Here is a 19,047-nt window from a genome sequence, read left to right as displayed (position 1 = left end):
CGACAAAGCTTGTCGATAGAGGTGGTTATCGTGTATTGTTCCAGTGCAAGTTAAAGCCTGATCTGGTTGAAACCTCAACATCTCATCTAAGTGCAAGGGAGATATTCTGAATGAACGTAAAGCGTAAAGCCTTAACCGTCGCTGTTGCCGCCGCCATGACTGCGGGCGTAGGCACTGCCTCGGCCTCTGATGTCCTGTTTTTCCCCTATGTTGTAAACAGTGAATCCGTGACTACCATCGTTAGCGTCATTGATCGCGGCGTACCAGGCACGGCACGTTACAATGCATCTGGGCAGGCTGCTGTCGATGGTAACCGTCTGCATTACCACCTGACCTACAAGGCCGGTGACAGTGCTGGTGACAATGCCGCGCTGTGTGACGAAATCAACTATTTCCTCCCAACCAGCCCCAACGACATTCAAACCATTGATCTGGGCGCCCATTTCGGCGGTGATAACTACGGTGTATTGTTTGGCGATGCCAGCAACAACAACAACTACCGTGGTGCCCTGGAAGGTTCTAACCTGACCTACGCCTTGGCTGCCGTTGCTGGAACGCCTCTGCGTGGTAATTTAGTTGTCAATAATGCAGCCTCTGCTACGCCTCAAGCTTCTTTGGAAGGCGAGGCAATGGTATTTGAATTTGCTACCGGTGCTGCTTGGGGTTATAAGGCCTTTATCCAGGGCGATAGCGGTCGTACCCTGGCTGCCGGTGGTAGCCGCGCCAGTGACTTTGATTTCTCCTTTGCTGCCAGCGCTGATCAGGCAGTCACCTTCATGCCGCTGACAGAAAGCCGCACCGTGTTCATTGTTACCCCAGTGAATGATCGTGGTGCTGCTGGACAAGCTTTCCCGACGCCTGTGATTCCGGCTGAACAGGTTACTAATTCCATGTTAGGTGCTGATGGCGGAGCTTCAGTACTGGGCTGGAATAGCCTCACAACCCGCATTGATTTGTGGGCCAGCGCAACCGGTGTCGCCTTCGATCGTGACGAAAATGCAATTTCCGGCTCGCGTACGGCTGACGTAACCTGCGTTGGTGCTGTTAATATCCAGGATCTGATGACTGCTGGTGCGCAACGTGTCGTAGAAAATACCGGCGGCTGGACCAATGTAAGAACCAGAATGCCGAGTAACTTGACCGGTGGCCGCGTACCAACCCGCAATGCGGTGGTCATCAAGCTGGAATTCAACACCGCTGGCGTATTTAACGGTCAGTCGCTTGCCAGTGCCAGTGCTTTCAATAATGCCTTCGTGTTACCTTCACGTCGCGGATTGGTATTCGGTGAAGGTGTATTACCTGGTGTTCCAGGCATCCCCGGTGGTTCTTAATCTGAATCACCCTTAGTGTGATGTTTTGGGAGCCGCCTTAGGGCGGCTCCTTTTTTTGCGTTGATTGACTTTCTTCGGACAGGTGAACTTGATGACATATCCGTGGCTTTGGCTTGTACCGATTCTGGTGGCATTTTGGTTATTCCAGGATGCCCGACAAGACTCTTCCCCCACTGTTGTCGCCCACCAGGACGCCCCTAGCCTTTCCAGCGCTGACCCCAAATCAACAACCACTCCTCCTTCCGCCCCGGCCCCGGTAGCTACGCCACCGCGTCAAAGCGTTGGGCTTGCCATGCAGCTTATCGGTTCAAGCAATGTCCAGGCCCTTGATGCCTGGAATGCCGCTATTGATAACTCAGGCACTCTATATACCGCATTTTATCCGACCCGCCATAGCTTGATGCTAGCCGGCGCAGCGGGTCCTCAGCCCATTGTAGATCCTGGTGCAGATGCAGAAGATGCGCCTTCCGGTTTAGCCATGGCAGGAGATGCCCAAGGTGCCTGGATTGCCTATCGCAACAAGCATCCTGTGCGCGATATTTACCTGACACATACCCGTGATCTGGAGACTCAGCTGGGGATTTCCGGAGATTCAGCGGCCTTGGCACGCTTGCAGATGGCCGTGGTAGATCAGAGCGTGCGCGTATTGTGGTACGGTGAGCGCGGTCTGATGGGTGAAAGCGATGACCCGCAGCCCTACATGGTGTATTACAACCATGTCCAGGACGGTCAGGTCGGCGAACCACAAGCTGTACTCCCCGGCATCTATCCGGTATGGATCAATGACGCCCAAGGTGGCGTGATGGTCTTTTCCTGGTATCCGGCAGAAGCATCTGCCCAGGGTTTTCGCGTTGGTATGCGCTACAGCACGGATGGACAGGTATTCGGTCCGGAAGTCGTGCTAAGCGATACCCCGGAAATCTCGCTGCCCTTTGCTGCCTTTGAGTCCAAGGGCCGCTATTTTGTGTACTGGGTAGCCCTGCACGGTGAAAACAAGAGTGACTTCCTGATCGAAGGCTTTTATTCGGATGATCAAGGCCAAAGCTGGGAAGGTTTTGCCTTTGAAGGCTTGCGCGGCATGGACGTTGCCAAGATTGATCATGCGGTAGACGGCAAGGGTCAGATCGCTCTGCTAGTGATTGGCGATTATCGCCATACCCGCGTAGAAAAACAGCGGCCTTTCCTGATTACTTCAACAGATAACGGCAGCAGCTGGAGCGAACCCCGTTCTTTACGGGGCGAGGAATTCGACTATGCGCGGGCGCCCAATGCCAAGGCCACCTTTTTAAACAATGGTGAATTGTTTTTGCTGGTGGAAGACTGGCGGTCGATTCGCGCTGAATTGCGCTACTGGGTTTCCGCTGATATGGGCACCAGCTGGCGCATTGAAGGTGGAGCCTTAAATCTTGATCCTGCATACAACTATCAGTTGGCACATGCGGTACAAAGTGTCTACCCAAGCCAAGATGGCAGACTACATCTGGCCTTTGAACGCAGCCAGGATGCCTTTTTAAGCAAAGACATTCTGACTTTGACACTGGAGCAGTCACGTCTGGGACATCGTTCCCTGCATAAAGCCCCCGAGCGCCCTGACGAAAAGCGCCTGCAGGCACGGGTTGCAAAATATGCTCAGGCATTGATCGACAAAGATTATCAGGCCGCCTATGACCTGATGGATCCTTTCTATCGGGCGCGGGTGGATTTCCTGGGTCATCTGCAATCACAGGGCCGTATCCAGTACCGTGAGGCTGAATTTGCCGAGATGGTGCGCTTTGGCAACCTCGCCTTCGTCGGTGTTCGCATGATCGCTTCCGTGCCACGATTTTCGAGTGGTGGGCGTGATATCGAAGTCCCTGAGCGCGAAATGGTAACCCCCACGCGCTGGTTGTGGGTTGATGGCGACTGGTATATGGAAATGTACTCCGAGGCGCAGGAACTCAGCTTCGCCCGTTATTGATCGCTTCATGGTCCAAAACGGATAAGTCTTGAGTCCTTTATGGCCGCCTGCGCATTGAGCAAAGGCGGCCTTTGTTTTTTGTGTTGGCTGTGTGCTGTGTAATGAGACGTCTGCGCCTGTTAATTCCCTTCGTAATGCGTGAATTGCGCGAGCAATATGCCGGTTCCTGGCTGGGCATTTTGTGGACCGTGATTCAACCGGCCTTGCTGATCTTGCTGTTTTGGTGGGTGTTTTCTGCCATTTTACGCATTCGCATTCCTGTTGAAGTCGCCGGGGAGCTGCCTTTTTTGGTGTTTTTGCTGGCGGGCCTATTGCCCTGGTTTGCCTTTCAGGAAGGCGTGATGAAAGGCACCGGTTCACTGATTGCCCACCGGGATGTCATCAAGAAAGTGGCCTTTCCGGTCAAGATTTTCCCCATCGCCGCCCTCAGCGCCGGTTTTATCATCCATCTGTGCGGCTTTATCTTGTTTATCGGCGTGTTTTTTATCTGGCAGGGAATGGCCTGGCCAACCCTGTTGGCCTTAGTGTTGTTGCTGGGGCTGCAATGGCTGTTGATGGCGGGGCTGGTATTGGGCTTAAGCGCCTTGACGGTCTATATCCGTGATATCCAGCAAGTGGTCAACGCCCTCATGCCCGCCATGTTTTATACCGCACCGATTCTCTATCCGCTGGCCCTGGTACCCGAACATCTGCGCTGGTTATTATTGATCAATCCCTTCACCCCCTATGCGCAGAGTTATCAAAATGTCGTATTACTGGGACAATGGCCCGCATTGCACACCTGGCTTGGCTTGGCCACCGTGGCGGCACTGGCCTTTGGGCTGGGGTATGCACTGTTTCGCCGTCTGCAAAACGGCTTTGCCGATGTTTTGTAACGTGGCACCCTCGTTCAGCGAAACCGGAAACCTTGTCTACATCCGCCCACACGGCTTGGAAAGCGTCGTTCATTCAGGAGGGTTTAACGGTGTTACCTATAGCATGGGTTTATCTATTTCTGGCGGGTTTGTTTGAAATCGGCTGGCCTGTGGGTTTGAAATTATCGCAAACCGAGTCGCTGCGTTTGGTGGGGATTGCGATAGCTATTTTTTGCATGACCATCAGCGGTTTGCTATTGTGGTTGGCACAGCGAGAAATTCCCATGGGTACGGCGTATGCCGTGTGGACAGGCATCGGGGCAGCGGGTACATTTTTGGTCGGTGTGGTATTTTTTGGGGATGCGACCAGTCTGGGACGCTACCTTGGGGTGATCCTGATTGTTGCCGGGGTGGCTACGCTGAAATTGTCTCATTAATCGTGCATTTTAATCTCTAACGGCCTGACGGGCGGAGGGGTTTTTTATGAAACGCAGCAAATACGTTGCCTTGATATCAATGGCACCGGCAGTCAGCTTCATCTTGGCGGGGTGCGGGGAAAAATCGGTCGATGCGATGGTGTTTCATTCCGAGCAGGATTGTAATGATTATGGGGTGCTTTCCAGCGAACAATGTCGCGCAGACTTTGGACAGGCGCAGGCCTTGCATCAGGAAACCGCGCCGCGTTATACGGATTTGAGTGCCTGCGAGGCAGAGTTTGGCAGCGGCCAGTGCGAAACAGCACCCGCCACCGCCGGGCTTGGCGCAGGTCTGTTTATGCCCTTGATGGCGGGTTATCTGGTCGGCCGTGCCATGAGTCAGATGGGCAGCGGGGCACGCAGTGTGCCAACCCAGCCGCTGTATACCTCGCGTCATCAGCCCGGATTTCGCACGGCCACGAATACCATGGTCGCAAATTCCACCGGCTTTGCCTCGGTCAAAGCTTCCCAATTACAGCCGCAACCCGCACGGATGGTGCAGCGTGAGGGCTTTGGGCAACAGGCCAGGGTGCGCGTCAGCGTCGGCGGTTAAGCCACCATGCAGCGCATGACAAGCACCGAACGTCCGCAGTGGCGGGAACAGGCCAAGGCGCTGGGCTTTCATTACCACACCCTTGATGGGCAGCCATACTGGGATGAATCGGCGTATTACCAATTTACGCTCAGGCAGATCGAAGAGGATCTGGAGGCCCCCACCGAGGCGCTGCATGCGATGGTGCTGGCGTTGATGGATGAAATCATTGACGATGAGCACGCCCTGGATCAGTTGCACATCCCGGAGGCCTTTCGTGACTGGATTGCCACCAGTTGGCATCAACAGGCGCCGTATCTGTATGGGCGCATGGATCTGGCTTATGACGGTCGTCCACCGGCAAAATTGTTGGAGCTGAATTACGATACGCCAACCGCCTTGTATGAAAGCGGCTTTTTTCAGTGGGTGTGGTTGCAAGACAAACTTGATGCCCGCGAGTTGCCGCCGGATACGGATCAATTCAATGCGCTGCAGGATTATCTGGAGCAGGCGATGGCCCTGCTTTCCAAGCACGCCACGTTTTATTTTGCCTCGATCCGCGATCATGCCGAGGATTGGGGAACCACCGCCTATCTGCAAGACATCGCCCAGCAGGCCGGACATGTGGTGCGCTATCTGGCGATTGAAGACATTGGCCTGCTGACGGGGCAGTTTTATGACCCGCAGGGTCAAGCCATTGAGCGCCTGTTCAAGCTCTATCCGTGGGAGTTTTTGCTGGCGGAACCCTTTGCCGTTGCCTTGCCCGGCAGCCATACCCAGTGGATTGAGCCGCCGTGGAAATTACTGGCCTCTAACAAGGGCTTTTTAGCCCTATTGTGGCAACGCTACCCGCAGCATCCCAATCTGCTCCCCTGCTTTTTCGAGCCGTCCAGGCCCCCGCCCTTAGCGCCCGGCTGGGTGCGCAAACCGCTGTTTTCCCGCGAAGGCGCAAATATCGAACTCACCCGGCACGATGGCCGACGCTATCACACTCCCGGTCCATATCAAGACAGCCCAACCATCCGCCAGGCGCTGCACCTGCTGCCGCGCTTTGGTCAACACTATGCCGTCTGTGGCAGTTGGGTGGTTGCGGATCGCGCCGCCGGTTTATGCATCCGCGAAGATCTCAGCCCCATCACACAAGACAGCTCACGCTTTATCCCGCATGTGATCCGCTTTTAAAAATCCTTTTCTATTTCTTAACTACCCAGCACTTTGCGCAACACCTCAAACGGATTGTGACCGTTGAGCGTGCTGGCTTCCCAGAGTGAAGCGCAGGATGCAAAAAACTTGAAGGAAGGCGCGTCCGTGCGCCGGGGAAGGGGGTTAAGCGGAGGGTTTGCGCTGGCGGTAGCCCAGTTCGATGGGGATGATCATTTTCACCAGCAGGGTGAAGACGAGTACGCCTAAAGACCATGCGCCCAGAGAGATGAACAGCTCTGGTACGGTGGGGGTGTATTCCATGATTTCGCCCAGCGGGGTGGGGATGAAGCCGGTGACCACCAGGCCCATGCCTTTTTCAATCCAGATGCCGACGAAGGCGAGGATGCAGGCAAGGTTGAGGGTGATCAGGTTTTCCCGCAGCGGGTTGATCATGAGAATGAGGACGGCGGCGATGTTGAGGAAGATGCCGGTCCAGATCCACATGGTCAGCGAGTCAAAGCCGTATAAGCCGAAGAACAGGTAGCGGGCCGAGGCGGCGTGTGCGCCTTCGTTGTAGAAGTCCACAAACAGCTCGGTAATGAGGAAAAACAGGCTGATCTGCAGGGCCACGGTCATGATCACTGCAAGCATACGGATCACGTCCTGGCTGATGGGGTAGTCTGTGACCTTGCGGATGATCTGCAAGGCGATGATCATCAGCGCTGGCCCGGAGACAAAGGCCGAGGCGATAAAGCGTGGCGCCAGCAGGGCGGTGTCCCAGAAGGGGCGGGCCGAGTTGGCAGCAAACAAAAAGGCGGTGACGGTGTGGATGGAGATGGCCCAAAACATCGCCAGTACCACCCAGGGAAAGTAGGCCCAGAAGGTGGGTTCACGCCCCTTGAAATGGCAATGCAGGACGTAAAGCGGAATCAGCAGGTTGAGCAGCAGATAGCCGCTCAGGACGGTGACATCCCAGGCCAGCAAGGAGATCGGAAAATTAAATTCACCAATAAGGGGCAGCAAATGCCACAGCCGATCCGGACGCCCAAGGTCAAGGGTGACGAAGGTCATGGCCGTGACCACCGCCGCGACTGCCACGGCCTCGCCCAGCAGCACGACGTTTTTCATTTCTTTGCGATGAAAGATATAGGCCGGAATCACCAATAACACTGCTGAAGCAGCAATCCCCACCAAAAAGGCAAAGTTGGCGATATAAAAGCCCCAGGAAACCTGATCAGACAGGCCGGTGATCATCAGGCCATCGCGTACCTGCCCCAGGTAGAAAAACGCGCCGGTGGCAACGCCGGTCAGCAACAAAAAGACCCACAGCCAATAGGCGATGCCGCCTTTGAGCAGGTTGCCCAGACAGGTCAGGATAAAGCCGGGCTGCTTAGGCGCAGCACTGCCCGGCAGGGTGTCGGTGGTGGCATTAGACATCGGTGTAGTACCAGAACTTAGGCTCGGTTCCCAGATCTTCTTTCAGACGAAAGACGGTCTTATTTTGCAGCACATAGCGGATTTCGCTGTGCGGGTCGAGCAGATTGCCAAAGACGCGCGCCCCTGTCGGACAGGCTTGATGACAGGCAGGGAGGCGCCCATTGCGGGTGCGTTGGGTGCAAAAATGACATTTTTCCACCACGCCGCGTGGCCGGGGCCGGTTGCCCAGATAGCTGGTGAAAGTGTTCATTTTTTCGGCCGGAATCTGTGGCTGACTCCAGTTAAAGCGTCTGGCAAAGTACGGACACGAGGCCATGCAGTAGCGACAGCCAATGCACCAGTTATAGTCTACGACGATGATGCCGTCAGGCTCTTTCCAGGTGGCCTTGACCGGGCAGGCTTTGACACACGGCGGGTCTTCACATTGCTGACACTGCACCGGCAGGTATTGCATCCCGGCCACCGGCACGGTTTCCGGGTCGTAGTAGTGATCGGAGTGCTCAAGGTCAATGGTGCCGCGCTTCATCTGCAGGACGCGAATGTATTGCGTTTGGGATTCACGCCCCATGTTATTTTCGGTCACGCAGCCGGTGACGCATTTGCGATAGCCTTTGCATTTGGAAATGTTGAGCGCATAGCCAAAGACCACATCGGGCAGCGGGCGGCTGTCTTCGCACTGAATAGTGACATCATACAGGCGCTTGGTGCGGCGCTCGATGCGCTCCAATGAGGCATTGATCTCATCGCGGGACATGCGCTGATAATGCCTTTGGAAAAAATCGGCAAAGGCATCGGATAAGGTGTGCCCGCCCCAGGCGGCCTGCCCAATGGCGGGGACGCTGCCAGCGGTGGCGGCCACCCCGCCAACCACACCCACGCGCTTTAAAAAGCCACGGCGACTGTGACTGAACGGCGCATCATCCGGAGCCGTTTGGGGCTGTTTCGAGGGTTTATCTGTCATAATCATGCAACCTTTAGCGATGGGAATTGCTCAACACCGTTTCCCAGATCGGCGCATGTTTGATGCCGTGATCCTGGGGCGGCGGGAAGCCGATGCGTGTCGGTGGCGGTGGGTCCGGCGGGCCGGGCGGAATCACTGGATTGTGCGGATCGTGGCATTCCGTGCAGGTATAAATCGCACGCTGACCCTGCCAGTTATCTACCCGCTTGCCGTGCGCGCCGTGAAACCAGTCCTGGCCGCGATGCGAATGACATTGCTCACATACCAGATGGGTTTCGCTAAAGCCGACCCGCTCACCTTTGAGCGTGCGCAGACTGTTACGATCCTCGGGATCATGGCATGTCAGGCACCAAAAACGCCCTTCGCCGTGCGGCTGTTCTTTAAGATGCGGGGTCTGTGCCAGATCGCGCTCTTGATAGTTGACCTCCATCACCTGATGACAGGCCATGCACGGGTAATAGGTGAGGCGGTCTTCGCGGGGAACAATCTCAAAGGGTGTCTGCACAGCAAGGCGTGCGGGTGCATCGGCCTGAGCTTCGCTGGGTTGTGCGTTTGCAACGGACGCGGATAGCACCGTTAATACCAGCACAAGCCACCATGGCATCATGGTTTGCCAGTTTTTGCTTGGAAACATAAGAGCAACCTACCTGCGTAAACAGTCGAAAGGGTGAATTCTCAAACGCTCGCACAGATTTGTCATTGATCAAACTCATTATAATCGTGAAAAATACTGATATAACTAAATTCTTATATGACTATGCCTAAATCCTCACTGACTCATTTCACCCCCCAGGGGCATGCCCAGATCGTCGATATCGGCGGCAAGGACAGTACCCACCGCGTGGCCATTGCCAGCGGACAGATTGTCATGCAGCCGCAAACCTTGGCCTTGATTCAGGCCGGAACGCATAAAAAAGGCGATGTCTTGGGCATTGCCCGCGTGGCGGCGATAATGGGCAGCAAGAAAACCGCCGAACTGGTGCCCTTATGTCATCCGCTGGCCCTGAGCCATGTCACCGTCGATTTTAGCCTGGATGAATCCCTGCCGGGCGTCGTATGTCAGGTGCGCTGCGAAACCCACGGCCCCACCGGGGTGGAAATGGAAGCACTCACGGCGGTGCAGGTCGCTCTGCTCACCGTTTATGATATGTGCAAAGCGGTGGATCGGCAGATGTGCATGGACAATATCCGCCTGCTGCACAAAGCGGGGGGCCGGTCGGGCACCTTTGATGAGCGCCTCGACGCGCCAAGCCCGACCCGCTAAGCTCAATATCACTGACGCCCAGGAGCTTTTTGATCATGTTGCCTTATGCGCTGTACACGGCCAGGCAGGTGCGCGAACTGGATCGCCTGACCTTGCAAACCCTCGCCATCGATGGCTATACCCTAATGTGCAAGGCGGGACAGGCAGCCTTTGCCACGGTACGCACCCAATGGCCCAAAGCCCGCCGCCTGAGCATCCTGTGCGGACCGGGAAATAATGGCGGTGATGGCTATGTGCTGGCCCGGCTGGCGCTCGCGGTGGGCTTTGAGGTGCGGGTGCTGGAATGGGGGCCGCCGGAACGCCTGCCAGAGGCCGCGTCACAGGCCCGCAAGGCGTGGCACGAAGCCGGCGGAAAAGCACACGATGACCTGCACACAGCACTCGCTGGCGCAGATCTCGTGGTGGATGCCTTGCTGGGTACTGGATTACAGCGCCCGGTCAGCGGCCTTTTGGCTCAATGGATTGAGGCCATCAATCAAAGCTCCTGCCCGGTATTTGCACTGGATGTTCCTTCCGGGCTGGATGCCGATCAGGGGGCGGTGCTTGGTACGGCGGTCAAGGCCAACCTGACGCTGAGCTTTATCGCCCTCAAGCCCGGTTTATTCACCGCCGAAGGGCAGGCGCATAGCGGCACCGTCTTATGGGATGGGCTGGGCGCACCGCCCGAGGTCTATACCGCCCTGCCGCCTTATGCGCAACGTCTGGATCGGCAGCGCCTGGCTGATTTTCTCACACCGCGAGTGGCCAGCGCCCACAAAGGGCATTTTGGCCATGTGTTGGCGATTGGCGGTGCGCCGGGGATGTCAGGCGCGGTGCGGTTGTGTGCGGAGGCGGCAGCACGGGCAGGTGCGGGGCTGGTGAGTGTGGCCACTCACCCGGATCATGCCGCATTGATTGCCCAGGCGTGCCCCGAACTGATGAGCCATGGGATTGTGCGCAGCGCAGAGCTGGCCCCCCTGCTCAAGCGCGCCACAGTTATCGCCATGGGACCGGGATTAGGTCAGGATCGCTGGAGCCGTATGCTGTGGGAGCAGGCACTGGCAAGTCATTTGCCGATGGTCGTTGATGCCGATGCCTTGAATCTGCTGGCACAGCAGCCCATACGCCGTGACTCGTGGATACTCACCCCGCATCCCGGTGAAGCCGCCCGCTTGCTGGGGGAGACCGATGCCCGTGCCGTGCAGGCGGCGCGCTTTACGGCAGCGGAACGTATTGCCGCCCGCTATGGCGGCGTGTGCGTCCTTAAAGGCAGCGGCACCCTGATCACCGACGGCCCCCAGCGCTGGCTGTGCAGCGCCGGCAATCCCGGCATGGCCAGCGGCGGTATGGGCGATGTTCTCACCGGCCTCATCACCGGCCTGCTGGCCCAAGGCCGCCGCCTAACGGCCAGCGCCTGCGCCGGGGTCTGTCTACATGCCAGCGCCGCCGATCAAGCCGCCGCTGCAGGGATGCAAGGGCTACTGGCCAGCGACGTGCTGACGCAGGTGCGAGGAGTGATCTCTGGAGCCGCATTGCAGTCACTGCGCACACCCCCTTGACCGCGCTTCGGCAAGCAGCCTCTGTTTCAATGGTGTTTTCACGTCCTACGCTGGATGAATCGGACGTACCTCACAGTTTTATGGGTAGTATGTGTTCTAAGCTTGGTTAACTCTTTGAATGTGCGGCGGGTGCCGGGAGGCGGTGTGATGTCGATGCGTGGATGTGGTGTGCTGCTGTGTCTTGTGGGTCTGTTGTGGTTTTCTGCGGCGACGCTGCAGGCAGGCCAGGCGGGTGCGGGGGGGCTTGGCTATCATGATCAGGCGCTGGAGACGCTGTGGCAGGCGCAGCTTAAAGATGCGGCGGGGCGTACGGCGCCGGGGGATTTTTCCCAGGCGCTGAGTAGCGCGCACAAGGCCCTGGCGCAAAAATCCTGGGCGTCGTTGATCACTGCCGCGAATACGGCGCTGGCCTTGGATCGTCATGCGGTTGAGGCGTGGCTGTTGCTGGCGCAGGGGCATTTATATATCACGCCGGAATATGAGTGGCAGCAGGCGGATCATCGTTTTCATGCGGCGGTGGCGGCGTATGGCGCCTATCGCAGCAGTACGCAAACCGCCGAACAGGTCAGGGCGCTGAGCCTGTTGGCCGAAGCACAGCGTCAGCGCAGTCATTTTCATGAGGCCGAGCTGGCCTTGCGTCAGATACTGGCGCTGGATGCCCAAGCCAGCGCTGCGAAGGCCGCACTGGAGCAGTTGCTTAAAGCACATCCCTTTGGGGTGCAGGAGATGACGGCCGAGGCGGAACGTGATCATCCGCAGTTGTGTTTGCGTTTTAATCGCGGTCTGCAAAATATGCAGGCACTGAATTATAAAGATTATTTGCGCATTGCGCCGGAGCTGGATTATGTGGTGCGCACTGAGGAGATGATGCTGTGCCTGGAAGGGGTGCGTCACGGCGTGGAGTATGCGGTTACGGTGTTGCCGGGTCTGACCTCTGCTGCAGGCAGCGCAACCGTGAGTAGTACGACACAGCGCATGATGGTTCCCGATCGCGAACCGGCGATTTTCTTTCGTGGCCAGCGCTATGTCTTGCCCAAGGTCGGCAGCCAGGGGGTTCCGATGGTTACGGTGAATACCGATGCGGTACAGCTGTCGCTCTGGCGGGTCACGGATCGTAATCTGGTCGAGGAGATTAACCGCGATCGTCTGGGGCAAAGCCTGTATTACTGGATGCTGGAGGATTTTAAAGCGGAGCGCGCTGAAAAGGTCTGGGAGGGTGCGCTGGAGACGCCGGGGGAACGCAACCGCGAGACGACGACAGCTTTTCCCATCGGCCAGTTGCTCAGTCGTCCTGAGCCGGGGATTTATCTGCTGGCGGCGGAGTTGCATGAAGACGATGCCCGCTATTATGAACCGATCACGCAGTGGGTGCTGGTCTCGGATACCGGTTTAATCAGTTATTGGGGGCATGACGGGCTGACGGTGGTGGCAAATTCCCTGGCCACGGGCAAGGCCTTGGCGGATGTCCGCCTGACACTGCTGAGCCGCAGTAACCGCGTTTTGGGCACAGCGACGACAGATGCCAACGGGGTGGCGCGTTTGAGCGCGGGGCTGTTGCGCGGTACGCTGGGCGCAGAGCCGGTGGCCCTGACGGCGCTGTCCAAAGACGGGGATTTTGCCCTGCTTGAGCTGACTCAACCGGCCTTTGATTTGGCGGATCGCGGTGTGAGTGGCCGTCCTTCGCCGGGGGCGGTAGATGCGTTTATGTATACCGAGCGAGGGATTTATCGGCCTGGCGAGACGGTACACGCCAGCGTGTTGTTGCGCGATGCCAATGCCAAGGCCCTGAGCGAGCTGCCCGCTACCTTGCGGGTGTTGCGCCCGGATGGGGTGGAGAGTCGGCGTTTATCCCTGGCGGCAAATCCCGGCGGCGCCCACGCGCTCAGTTTGCCCATGGATGAGCGCGCTCCTACAGGACTGTGGCGCCTGCATCTGCATCTTGATCCTGAGGCTGAACCGGTGGGGCAGACGGCCTTTCAGGTCGAGGATTTTGTCCCGCCTCTGGTGGAGTTTAATGTCAGTGCCGAGGCCCCGCAACTGATCCCCGGCCAACCGCTAGCGGTGGAGATTGCGGCGCGTTTTCTTTATGGGGCCGTGGCAGCGGGTTTGCGCGGTGAAGCAGAACTGCTCATTGAGGCGCAGCAAGGCTCGCTGGAAGGCTATCCGGGCTATCATTTCGGCCGTGCCGATGAATCCTGGACACCCTTTCGCCACAGCCTGACGGTGCCTGCAACCGATGCCCAAGGGCAGTCCCGTCTGGCGCTGCTACTGAATACCTTGCCCGAGAGCTCTCGCCCTCTGGAGGCACGGCTGCGGGTGACCCTGTTTGAAGAGGGCGGTCGGCCTGTTAATCGTTCATTGCGCATGGCGGTAGCCCCGCAGCGTCCTATGATCGGGGTGCGGCCCTTATGGGGCGAGGGGGAAATTGGCCTGAATCAGGCGGCTGAATTTGCCATCATTGCGCTGTCAAGCCAAGGTGAGGCCATGTCTGCCTATCCGCTGGAGTGGGTCTTGTATGAAGAGGTGCGGGATTACTTTTGGTATCGTGATCATGAGCACTGGGCTTATCGCACGGTCAGCACCGACCGTTATCTCAGTTCCGGGAAGATACAGACCGGGACGGCAGAGCAGCCCGGCACGCTGAGACTGCAGCAAGACTGGGGGCATTATCGGCTGGAGATCAAAGACCCGCACAGCGGTGCGGTGAGCAGTTTTGCCTTTAGCGTGGGCTATGGCAGCACCGGGCAGGCCACACAGACTCCTGACAAGATGCAGGTGACTCTGGATAAGGCGCAGTATCTGCCGGGTGAAAAAGCCAAGGTACGCTTGGTGCCGCCCTTTGCCGGTGAGGTGGTCTTGGCGGTATTAAACGACGGGGTGCGCGGGGTCTATCGTGCCCAGGTGCCTGCCGAAGGCGCCGAGTTTCTTTTGCCGGTGGGCGATTGGCAGGCCGGGGCTTACATCACCGCCACGGCCTTGCGACCCGCCCAGGCTGGGGCGAGCAGAGGTCCGGCGCGGGCAGTGGGCTTGGCCTGGCTGGCGATGGATCGTAGCCCGCGCACGCTGGATGTGACGCTCACCGCACCTGAACAGATCACGCCCCGCCAGTCGGTGGTAATTCCGGTGCAGGTCAAGGGCCATAGCGGTCCGGCCAGCATGACCTTGGCAGCGGTGGATGATGCGGTGTTACAAATCACCGCCTATCGTGCCCCTGACCCGGCAGCGCACTATTATGGCAAGCGCCAGCTTGGGGTGGAGATACGTGATCTGTATGGTCGCCTGCTGGATGGTTGGCTGGGCAATCCCGGCAGTATCCGCACCGGCGGCGACATCGGCGCAGAAAATCTGGCTGCCCTGGGTAAGCGCAGCTCGCGAGTGGTGTCTTTGTTTAGCGGGGTGGTGGCACTGGATGCCAAGGGATATGGCGAGGTCACGCTGGATATTCCTGATTTTAACGGGCGTTTGCGCCTGATGGCGGTGGCGTTTAATGCCGAGGCCGTAGGCAGCGCACAAACCACCGTACTTGTGCGTGATCCGCTGATTGCCGAACCGTCCTTGCCGCGCTTTCTGGCGCCGGGCGATGCCGCCGATGTGCGTCTGAGTCTGACGGCGCTGGATGCCCCGGCGGGGACGTATACGGTCAGTTTGGCCGGAGATGGTGAGGTCATCGCCGCCCAGAGCACCTTGACGCTGAACCTCCTCCCGGAGCAACGCGCCTGGATGGATGTGCGCGTTCACGCCCGGCAAATCGGCGACGGACAATTACATCTGCAGCTGCAAGGCCCTGATGCGATGGCGATTGAACGCCATTGGGACCTGAGCGTCAGACCGGCGCACGCCTTCATCACCCGCACCCGCAGCGGCTACCTGCAACCCGGCGAAGCCCTGCGCATTGATCCTGAACTGCTTAGCGATGTACACCCAGACCAGGCCCGCGCCAGCATCTTGCTGGCCAGCGTGCCGACGGTGGATGTAGCGAGTCTGCTCAAGCAGCTGCAGCAGTATCCCTATGGCTGTCTGGAGCAGGTAACCAGCCGGGCGCTGCCCTTGCTCTACTGGCACACGGAACAGCCCCCGGCCACCCATCGCGGCATCCAGCAAGCGATTGCGCGCATCGAAGCGATGCAAAATGCCGAAGGGGGCTTTGGTTTATGGTCATCCGGCGGCCCTGCCGATCTTTGGCTCAGTGCCTATGCCCTGGATTTCTTGCAACAGGCGCAGCAGGTCGGTGTTTCCATCAATGAAGCCAGCTATCGGCGCGGTTTGGCCTTTCTCGGACGGGCGGTGGCCTCCGGTGATTTTGAGTCGGCACAACTACCAGCGGTGAGCTATGCCCATTATGTGCTCGCCCACAGCGGCACCAGCAAGACCGCTGAACTGCGTCATTTTGCCGATACCTATCTGGCGGCACTGCCGACTCGCATGGCCAAGGCCCATCTGGGCGCGGCACTGACCCACGCCGGTGACAGCGCCCGTGCTGATAACGCCTTCAACGCCGCATACGGCCATCAGGAAACGGCCAGCGGGACATGGATTTATCGCACCTATGGCTCGGATCTGCGTGATCGGGCGGCCTTATTGGCCTTGGCGGCAGTCAGTCAGCGCCCAGTTGAAACGCTCTTTGAGCTGGCAACACAGCTACAGGAACGCTATCAGCCGAACATGGCCGTCAGCACTCAGGAAATGGCCTGGCTGTTAGTCGCCGCTCACCATCTCAAATCCCGCAGTGCTGCCTTTGAATTTACCCTGGATGGACAGCGCCAGCAGGTCACGCAAGGCATCTGGCTCAGCGCCCTGCCGGTTGACCGTCTGCGTCAGGGGATAACCCTTAGCCAGAATGGCACCCAGGCGCTGTATTACGCTTTAAGCACTGCCGGTTTCCCGCTCAATGACAGTGGCCCCAGCAGCCACGGCCTGCAACTCAGCCGCCAGTTCTACACCCGCGAAGGCACGCCGCTGACACTGGAGCAGCTTTCGCAAAACGAGGTGGTGGTTGCGGTGCTTGAAGGACAGATGCAACGCCCTTATCTGCCCGCTCGGCGACTGCTGGTGGTTGATCTGCTCGCCGCTGGTTTTGAGCTGGAAAATGCCGCTTTAGGTGGGGCAAATCTGCGTGATCTGGCCTGGCTTGGCGAGACGCTGACCGGCCTGATTGATCCAGAGGCCACCCAAAGCACCGGGGTGGTACATGTGGATCTGCGCGATGATCGCTTTATTGCCCAGCTGGATTTAAGCCAGGAGGATAATCAATTTAAAGTGGCTTACCTGATGCGCGCCGTAACGCCCGGTGAATATGCGCTGCCGCCGTCATTTGTGGAGGATATGTATGCGCCCAGCGCCCATGCCCGTACCGCAGGCGCCCGCGTGAAAATTCTGCCCGCCCCATAAATTTGCTAAAATAGCCACTCTACCCATTCTTTCCTGGGAGCCCCGGCACAGTCACGGCACACGGCGTTGCTGTCGTGCCAGGCCGGGGCTCCCAGATTCTTTTATCCAACCCCAAAACTGATGGAGGATCGGGATTGAGGGCGGCCTAACCTGCTTGTGCAGGGCGGTGCTGCGCTCCCCGCGCCCAACGGCCCGGATATCCCGCGCAAACTGATGAAACTTGCCATATCCCGCGAAACATTACTTGGCCCGCTGACCCAGGTCTTTGGTGCCATTGAAGCCAAGCAAACCCTGCAAGTCCTCAGTAATGTACTCATCAAGGCAGAAGCTGATCACATTCAGCTCACCGGCACTGACCTTGAAGTTGAACTCGTCGCCTCCTTTGCCCACCCGGTAGATACGCCCGGCATGGCCACCCTGCCGGCCCGCAAACTGCTCGACATCTGCAAATCCCTGCCTGCCAACACCGAGATCAGGCTCACCGTAGAGGGCAACAAAGCCACCATCATCGGCGGCAAATCGCGCTTTAGCCTTGCCACGCTGCCGGTGGATGATTTTCCGGTGCTTGATGAAATCGAGGCCAATGATCACTGGCAGATGAACGAAAAGGAATTCAAACACCTGTTGCAAGGCACCGCCTTTGCGATGGCCAATCAAGATGTTCGCTACTACCTCAACGGCATCCTGCTGGAAACGCGCAAAAACCTGATACGCTGCGTGGCCACCGATGGCCATCGCCTGTCTTTATGCGATCTGCCCAAAGAGATTGAAACCGAGGAAGTCCGCCAGGCCATCATCCCGCGCAAAGGGGTGCAGGAACTCTTGCGCCTGCTCTCCCCCAACGAAGAATCCCACATCGAGGTTCACCTGGGCAGCAACCACCTGCGCTTGCACTTTCCCGGCCTGCGCTTCACCTGCAAACTGATTGATGGCCGTTTCCCTGACTATGAACGGGTGATTCCCCGCAAATATGACCAGATTCTCAACGTCGATAAAACCGCCCTGATCAAAGCGCTCAAGCGCATGCTGATTCTGTACACCGATAAAACCCGGGTATGCGGCATTCGTTTAGTGATCAGCGAAAATTTGCTCAAGCTCAAAACGCACGGACTGGACGAAGATGAGGGCGAGGAAGAACTGGAAGCCCGCTACCCCGGTGATGGGCTGGAGATCGGTTTTAACGTCAATTATTTTCTCGATGCCTTGAATGCCCTGGAAAGCGACAGCGTTGACATCTTCTTCCGCGATCCGGAATCCTCCGGCCTGCTCAAGCCGCCGGGTGACGACAATGTCGCCTATGTGATCATGCCGATTCGCCTGTAAGCGCCGATGACGGCATCTTCCAGATGCCGTTTTAATATGCGGCATCAACACACGCGGCAAAGCGCATGGGAAATCACCTGACCCAGCTACAAATACAGCACCTGCGCTGCTGGACGCAGGGAATACTGGCGCCGGTGGATGGCCTAAACATCATCCACGGCGCCAACGCCTCCGGCAAAACCAGTCTGCTGGAAGCCATCTACCTGCTTGCCACCGGCAAAAGCTTTCGCAGCCCGCAGCTGGCCCATTGCATTGCACATGACAAAGCGCATCTTTTAATCACCGCCCAACTACACACCGATGCCTATCCCGCGCCGCTGCATTTAGGGATGCAAAAAGATCGACAAGGCAACAGCAGCGTGCGCATTGCCGGTAACCCCGCCAACAGCCAGGCCGAACTGACCCGCCTGCTGCCGGTGCAAGTCTTCCACCCGCAAAGCCATGAGCTGATCTCGGGTGCCCCGGTGAAGCGGCGCGCCTTCATGGACTGGGGCGCCTTTCACAGCAACCCGCAGTTTCAACAGATTTGGCAACGCTTCCATCGCATCCTGAAACAACGCAATGAGGCGCTGAAAAAAAAGGCCAACGCCCAGGAAATGGCCATCTGGAATGCCGAGTTTATCCAATGGGCAAACGCCTTATCAGCCGCCCGCCAAGACTATATCGCCGCCTTATTGCCCGAACTGATCTCACTGGTGCAGCACATGCCAATCATCGGCGCATTTCACGCACACTACGCCCCCGGCTGGAAAGAAGGACAAAGCCTGGAAGAGGCCCTGCTCGCCGATCGAGACAAAGAGCTAAAAACTGTTGCTTGATTTTTTTCTGCAAATATCTATAATT

At 57.8% G+C, this 19,047-nt stretch carries 14 protein-coding genes; 11 read left to right on the top strand and 3 right to left on the bottom strand.

Annotated features, from left to right (window positions below; genetic code table 11):
- Positions 1-110: 110 nt before the first annotated feature.
- The 6 genes from THISIDRAFT_RS04805 to THISIDRAFT_RS04780 all read left to right on the top strand — a co-directional run bounded on the left by THISIDRAFT_RS04805 (position 111) and on the right by THISIDRAFT_RS04780 (position 6,332).
- Entirely contained in the window at positions 111-1,331 is a 1,221-nt protein-coding gene (locus THISIDRAFT_RS04805; protein ID WP_006787143.1) for a hypothetical protein, read from the top strand.
- 91 nt (positions 1,332-1,422) lie between these two features.
- Complete coding sequence (locus THISIDRAFT_RS04800) at positions 1,423-3,288, top strand: sialidase family protein (protein ID WP_006787142.1); 1,866 nt, start codon at positions 1,423-1,425, stop codon at positions 3,286-3,288.
- A 101-nt stretch (positions 3,289-3,389) separates the two neighbouring features.
- The gene (locus tag THISIDRAFT_RS04795) at positions 3,390-4,163 is read left to right on the top strand and encodes an ABC transporter permease (protein WP_006787141.1); all 774 of its coding nucleotides are present in this window, start codon (positions 3,390-3,392) and stop codon (positions 4,161-4,163) included.
- Positions 4,164-4,252: 89 nt separating this feature from the next.
- Positions 4,253-4,579, top strand: coding sequence for a DMT family transporter (locus THISIDRAFT_RS04790; RefSeq protein WP_006787140.1), 327 nt, complete (start codon positions 4,253-4,255; stop codon positions 4,577-4,579).
- A gap of 46 nt (positions 4,580-4,625) precedes the next feature.
- A complete protein-coding gene (locus THISIDRAFT_RS04785) occupies positions 4,626-5,171 on the top strand; it encodes a DUF1190 domain-containing protein (RefSeq protein WP_006787139.1) in 546 nt (181 codons plus the stop codon).
- A gap of 6 nt (positions 5,172-5,177) precedes the next feature.
- On the top strand, positions 5,178-6,332 hold the full coding sequence (locus THISIDRAFT_RS04780) for a glutathionylspermidine synthase family protein (RefSeq protein ID WP_006787138.1): 1,155 nt from the start codon (positions 5,178-5,180) through the stop codon (positions 6,330-6,332).
- A gap of 144 nt (positions 6,333-6,476) precedes the next feature.
- Here the strand turns inward: THISIDRAFT_RS04780 and dsrP are convergent, their stop codons facing one another.
- From dsrP to THISIDRAFT_RS04765, 3 genes are read right to left on the bottom strand one after another with little or no spacing between them, the layout of a single operon-like run.
- Positions 6,477-7,730 (bottom strand): sulfate reduction electron transfer complex DsrMKJOP subunit DsrP, encoded by a 1,254-nt coding sequence (dsrP, locus tag THISIDRAFT_RS04775; RefSeq protein ID WP_006787137.1) that lies wholly within the window; start codon positions 7,728-7,730, stop codon positions 6,477-6,479.
- Positions 7,723-8,691 carry a 4Fe-4S dicluster domain-containing protein gene (locus THISIDRAFT_RS04770; protein ID WP_006787136.1) on the bottom strand — a complete coding sequence of 323 codons (969 nt, stop codon included), beginning with the start codon at positions 8,689-8,691 and terminating at the stop codon, positions 7,723-7,725. Before THISIDRAFT_RS04770 ends, dsrP begins: the two co-directional genes overlap by 8 nt.
- 13 nt (positions 8,692-8,704) lie before the next feature.
- The gene (locus THISIDRAFT_RS04765) at positions 8,705-9,325 is read right to left on the bottom strand and encodes a hypothetical protein (RefSeq protein ID WP_006787135.1); all 621 of its coding nucleotides are present in this window, start codon (positions 9,323-9,325) and stop codon (positions 8,705-8,707) included.
- Positions 9,326-9,448: 123 nt separating this feature from the next.
- Between THISIDRAFT_RS04765 and moaC the strand changes: the two genes are divergently transcribed.
- The 5 genes from moaC (at position 9,449) to recF (ending at position 19,022) form a co-directional block, all read left to right on the top strand.
- Positions 9,449-9,955, top strand: coding sequence for a cyclic pyranopterin monophosphate synthase MoaC (gene moaC, locus THISIDRAFT_RS04760; protein ID WP_006787134.1), 507 nt, complete (start codon positions 9,449-9,451; stop codon positions 9,953-9,955).
- A gap of 35 nt (positions 9,956-9,990) precedes the next feature.
- On the top strand, positions 9,991-11,493 hold the full coding sequence (locus THISIDRAFT_RS04755; protein WP_006787133.1) for a bifunctional ADP-dependent NAD(P)H-hydrate dehydratase/NAD(P)H-hydrate epimerase: 1,503 nt from the start codon (positions 9,991-9,993) through the stop codon (positions 11,491-11,493).
- 147 nt (positions 11,494-11,640) lie between these two features.
- On the top strand, positions 11,641-16,881 hold the full coding sequence (locus THISIDRAFT_RS04750) for an alpha-2-macroglobulin family protein (protein WP_006787132.1): 5,241 nt from the start codon (positions 11,641-11,643) through the stop codon (positions 16,879-16,881).
- 213 nt (positions 16,882-17,094) lie between these two features.
- A complete protein-coding gene (gene dnaN, locus THISIDRAFT_RS04745; protein WP_040852007.1) occupies positions 17,095-18,204 on the top strand; it encodes a DNA polymerase III subunit beta in 1,110 nt (369 codons plus the stop codon).
- A gap of 65 nt (positions 18,205-18,269) precedes the next feature.
- Positions 18,270-19,022, top strand: coding sequence for a DNA replication/repair protein RecF (gene recF / locus THISIDRAFT_RS04740; protein ID WP_006787130.1), 753 nt, complete (start codon positions 18,270-18,272; stop codon positions 19,020-19,022).
- Positions 19,023-19,047: the final 25 nt, after the last annotated feature.

Origin of the sequence: Thiorhodospira sibirica ATCC 700588, assembly GCF_000227725.2 — a bacterium.
Taxonomy (GTDB): Bacteria; Pseudomonadota; Gammaproteobacteria; order Ectothiorhodospirales; family Ectothiorhodospiraceae; genus Thiorhodospira; species Thiorhodospira sibirica.
The sequence above is the reverse complement of the archived record's forward strand: the minus strand, read 5'-3'. Positions and strand labels throughout refer to the sequence as shown.

Bases quoted from the DNA above. Each gene is read 5' to 3' on its own strand.
- THISIDRAFT_RS04755 (WP_006787133.1), top strand. From the start codon at position 9,991: ATGTTGCCTTATGCGCTGTACACGGCCAGGCAGGTGCGCGAACTGGAT.
- THISIDRAFT_RS04785 (WP_006787139.1), top strand. From the start codon at position 4,626: ATGAAACGCAGCAAATACGTTGCCTTGATATCAATGGCACCGGCAGTC.
- THISIDRAFT_RS04780 (WP_006787138.1), top strand. From the start codon at position 5,178: ATGCAGCGCATGACAAGCACCGAACGTCCGCAGTGGCGGGAACAGGCC.
- THISIDRAFT_RS04800 (WP_006787142.1), top strand. From the start codon at position 1,423: ATGACATATCCGTGGCTTTGGCTTGTACCGATTCTGGTGGCATTTTGG.
- THISIDRAFT_RS04750 (WP_006787132.1), top strand. From the start codon at position 11,641: ATGTCGATGCGTGGATGTGGTGTGCTGCTGTGTCTTGTGGGTCTGTTG.
- THISIDRAFT_RS04765 (WP_006787135.1), bottom strand. From the start codon at position 9,325: ATGTTTCCAAGCAAAAACTGGCAAACCATGATGCCATGGTGGCTTGTG.
- recF (WP_006787130.1), top strand. From the start codon at position 18,270: ATGGGAAATCACCTGACCCAGCTACAAATACAGCACCTGCGCTGCTGG.
- dnaN (WP_040852007.1), top strand. From the start codon at position 17,095: ATGAAACTTGCCATATCCCGCGAAACATTACTTGGCCCGCTGACCCAG.
- dsrP (WP_006787137.1), bottom strand. From the start codon at position 7,730: ATGTCTAATGCCACCACCGACACCCTGCCGGGCAGTGCTGCGCCTAAG.
- THISIDRAFT_RS04805 (WP_006787143.1), top strand. From the start codon at position 111: ATGAACGTAAAGCGTAAAGCCTTAACCGTCGCTGTTGCCGCCGCCATG.
- THISIDRAFT_RS04795 (WP_006787141.1), top strand. From the start codon at position 3,390: ATGAGACGTCTGCGCCTGTTAATTCCCTTCGTAATGCGTGAATTGCGC.
- moaC (WP_006787134.1), top strand. From the start codon at position 9,449: ATGCCTAAATCCTCACTGACTCATTTCACCCCCCAGGGGCATGCCCAG.
- THISIDRAFT_RS04770 (WP_006787136.1), bottom strand. From the start codon at position 8,691: ATGACAGATAAACCCTCGAAACAGCCCCAAACGGCTCCGGATGATGCG.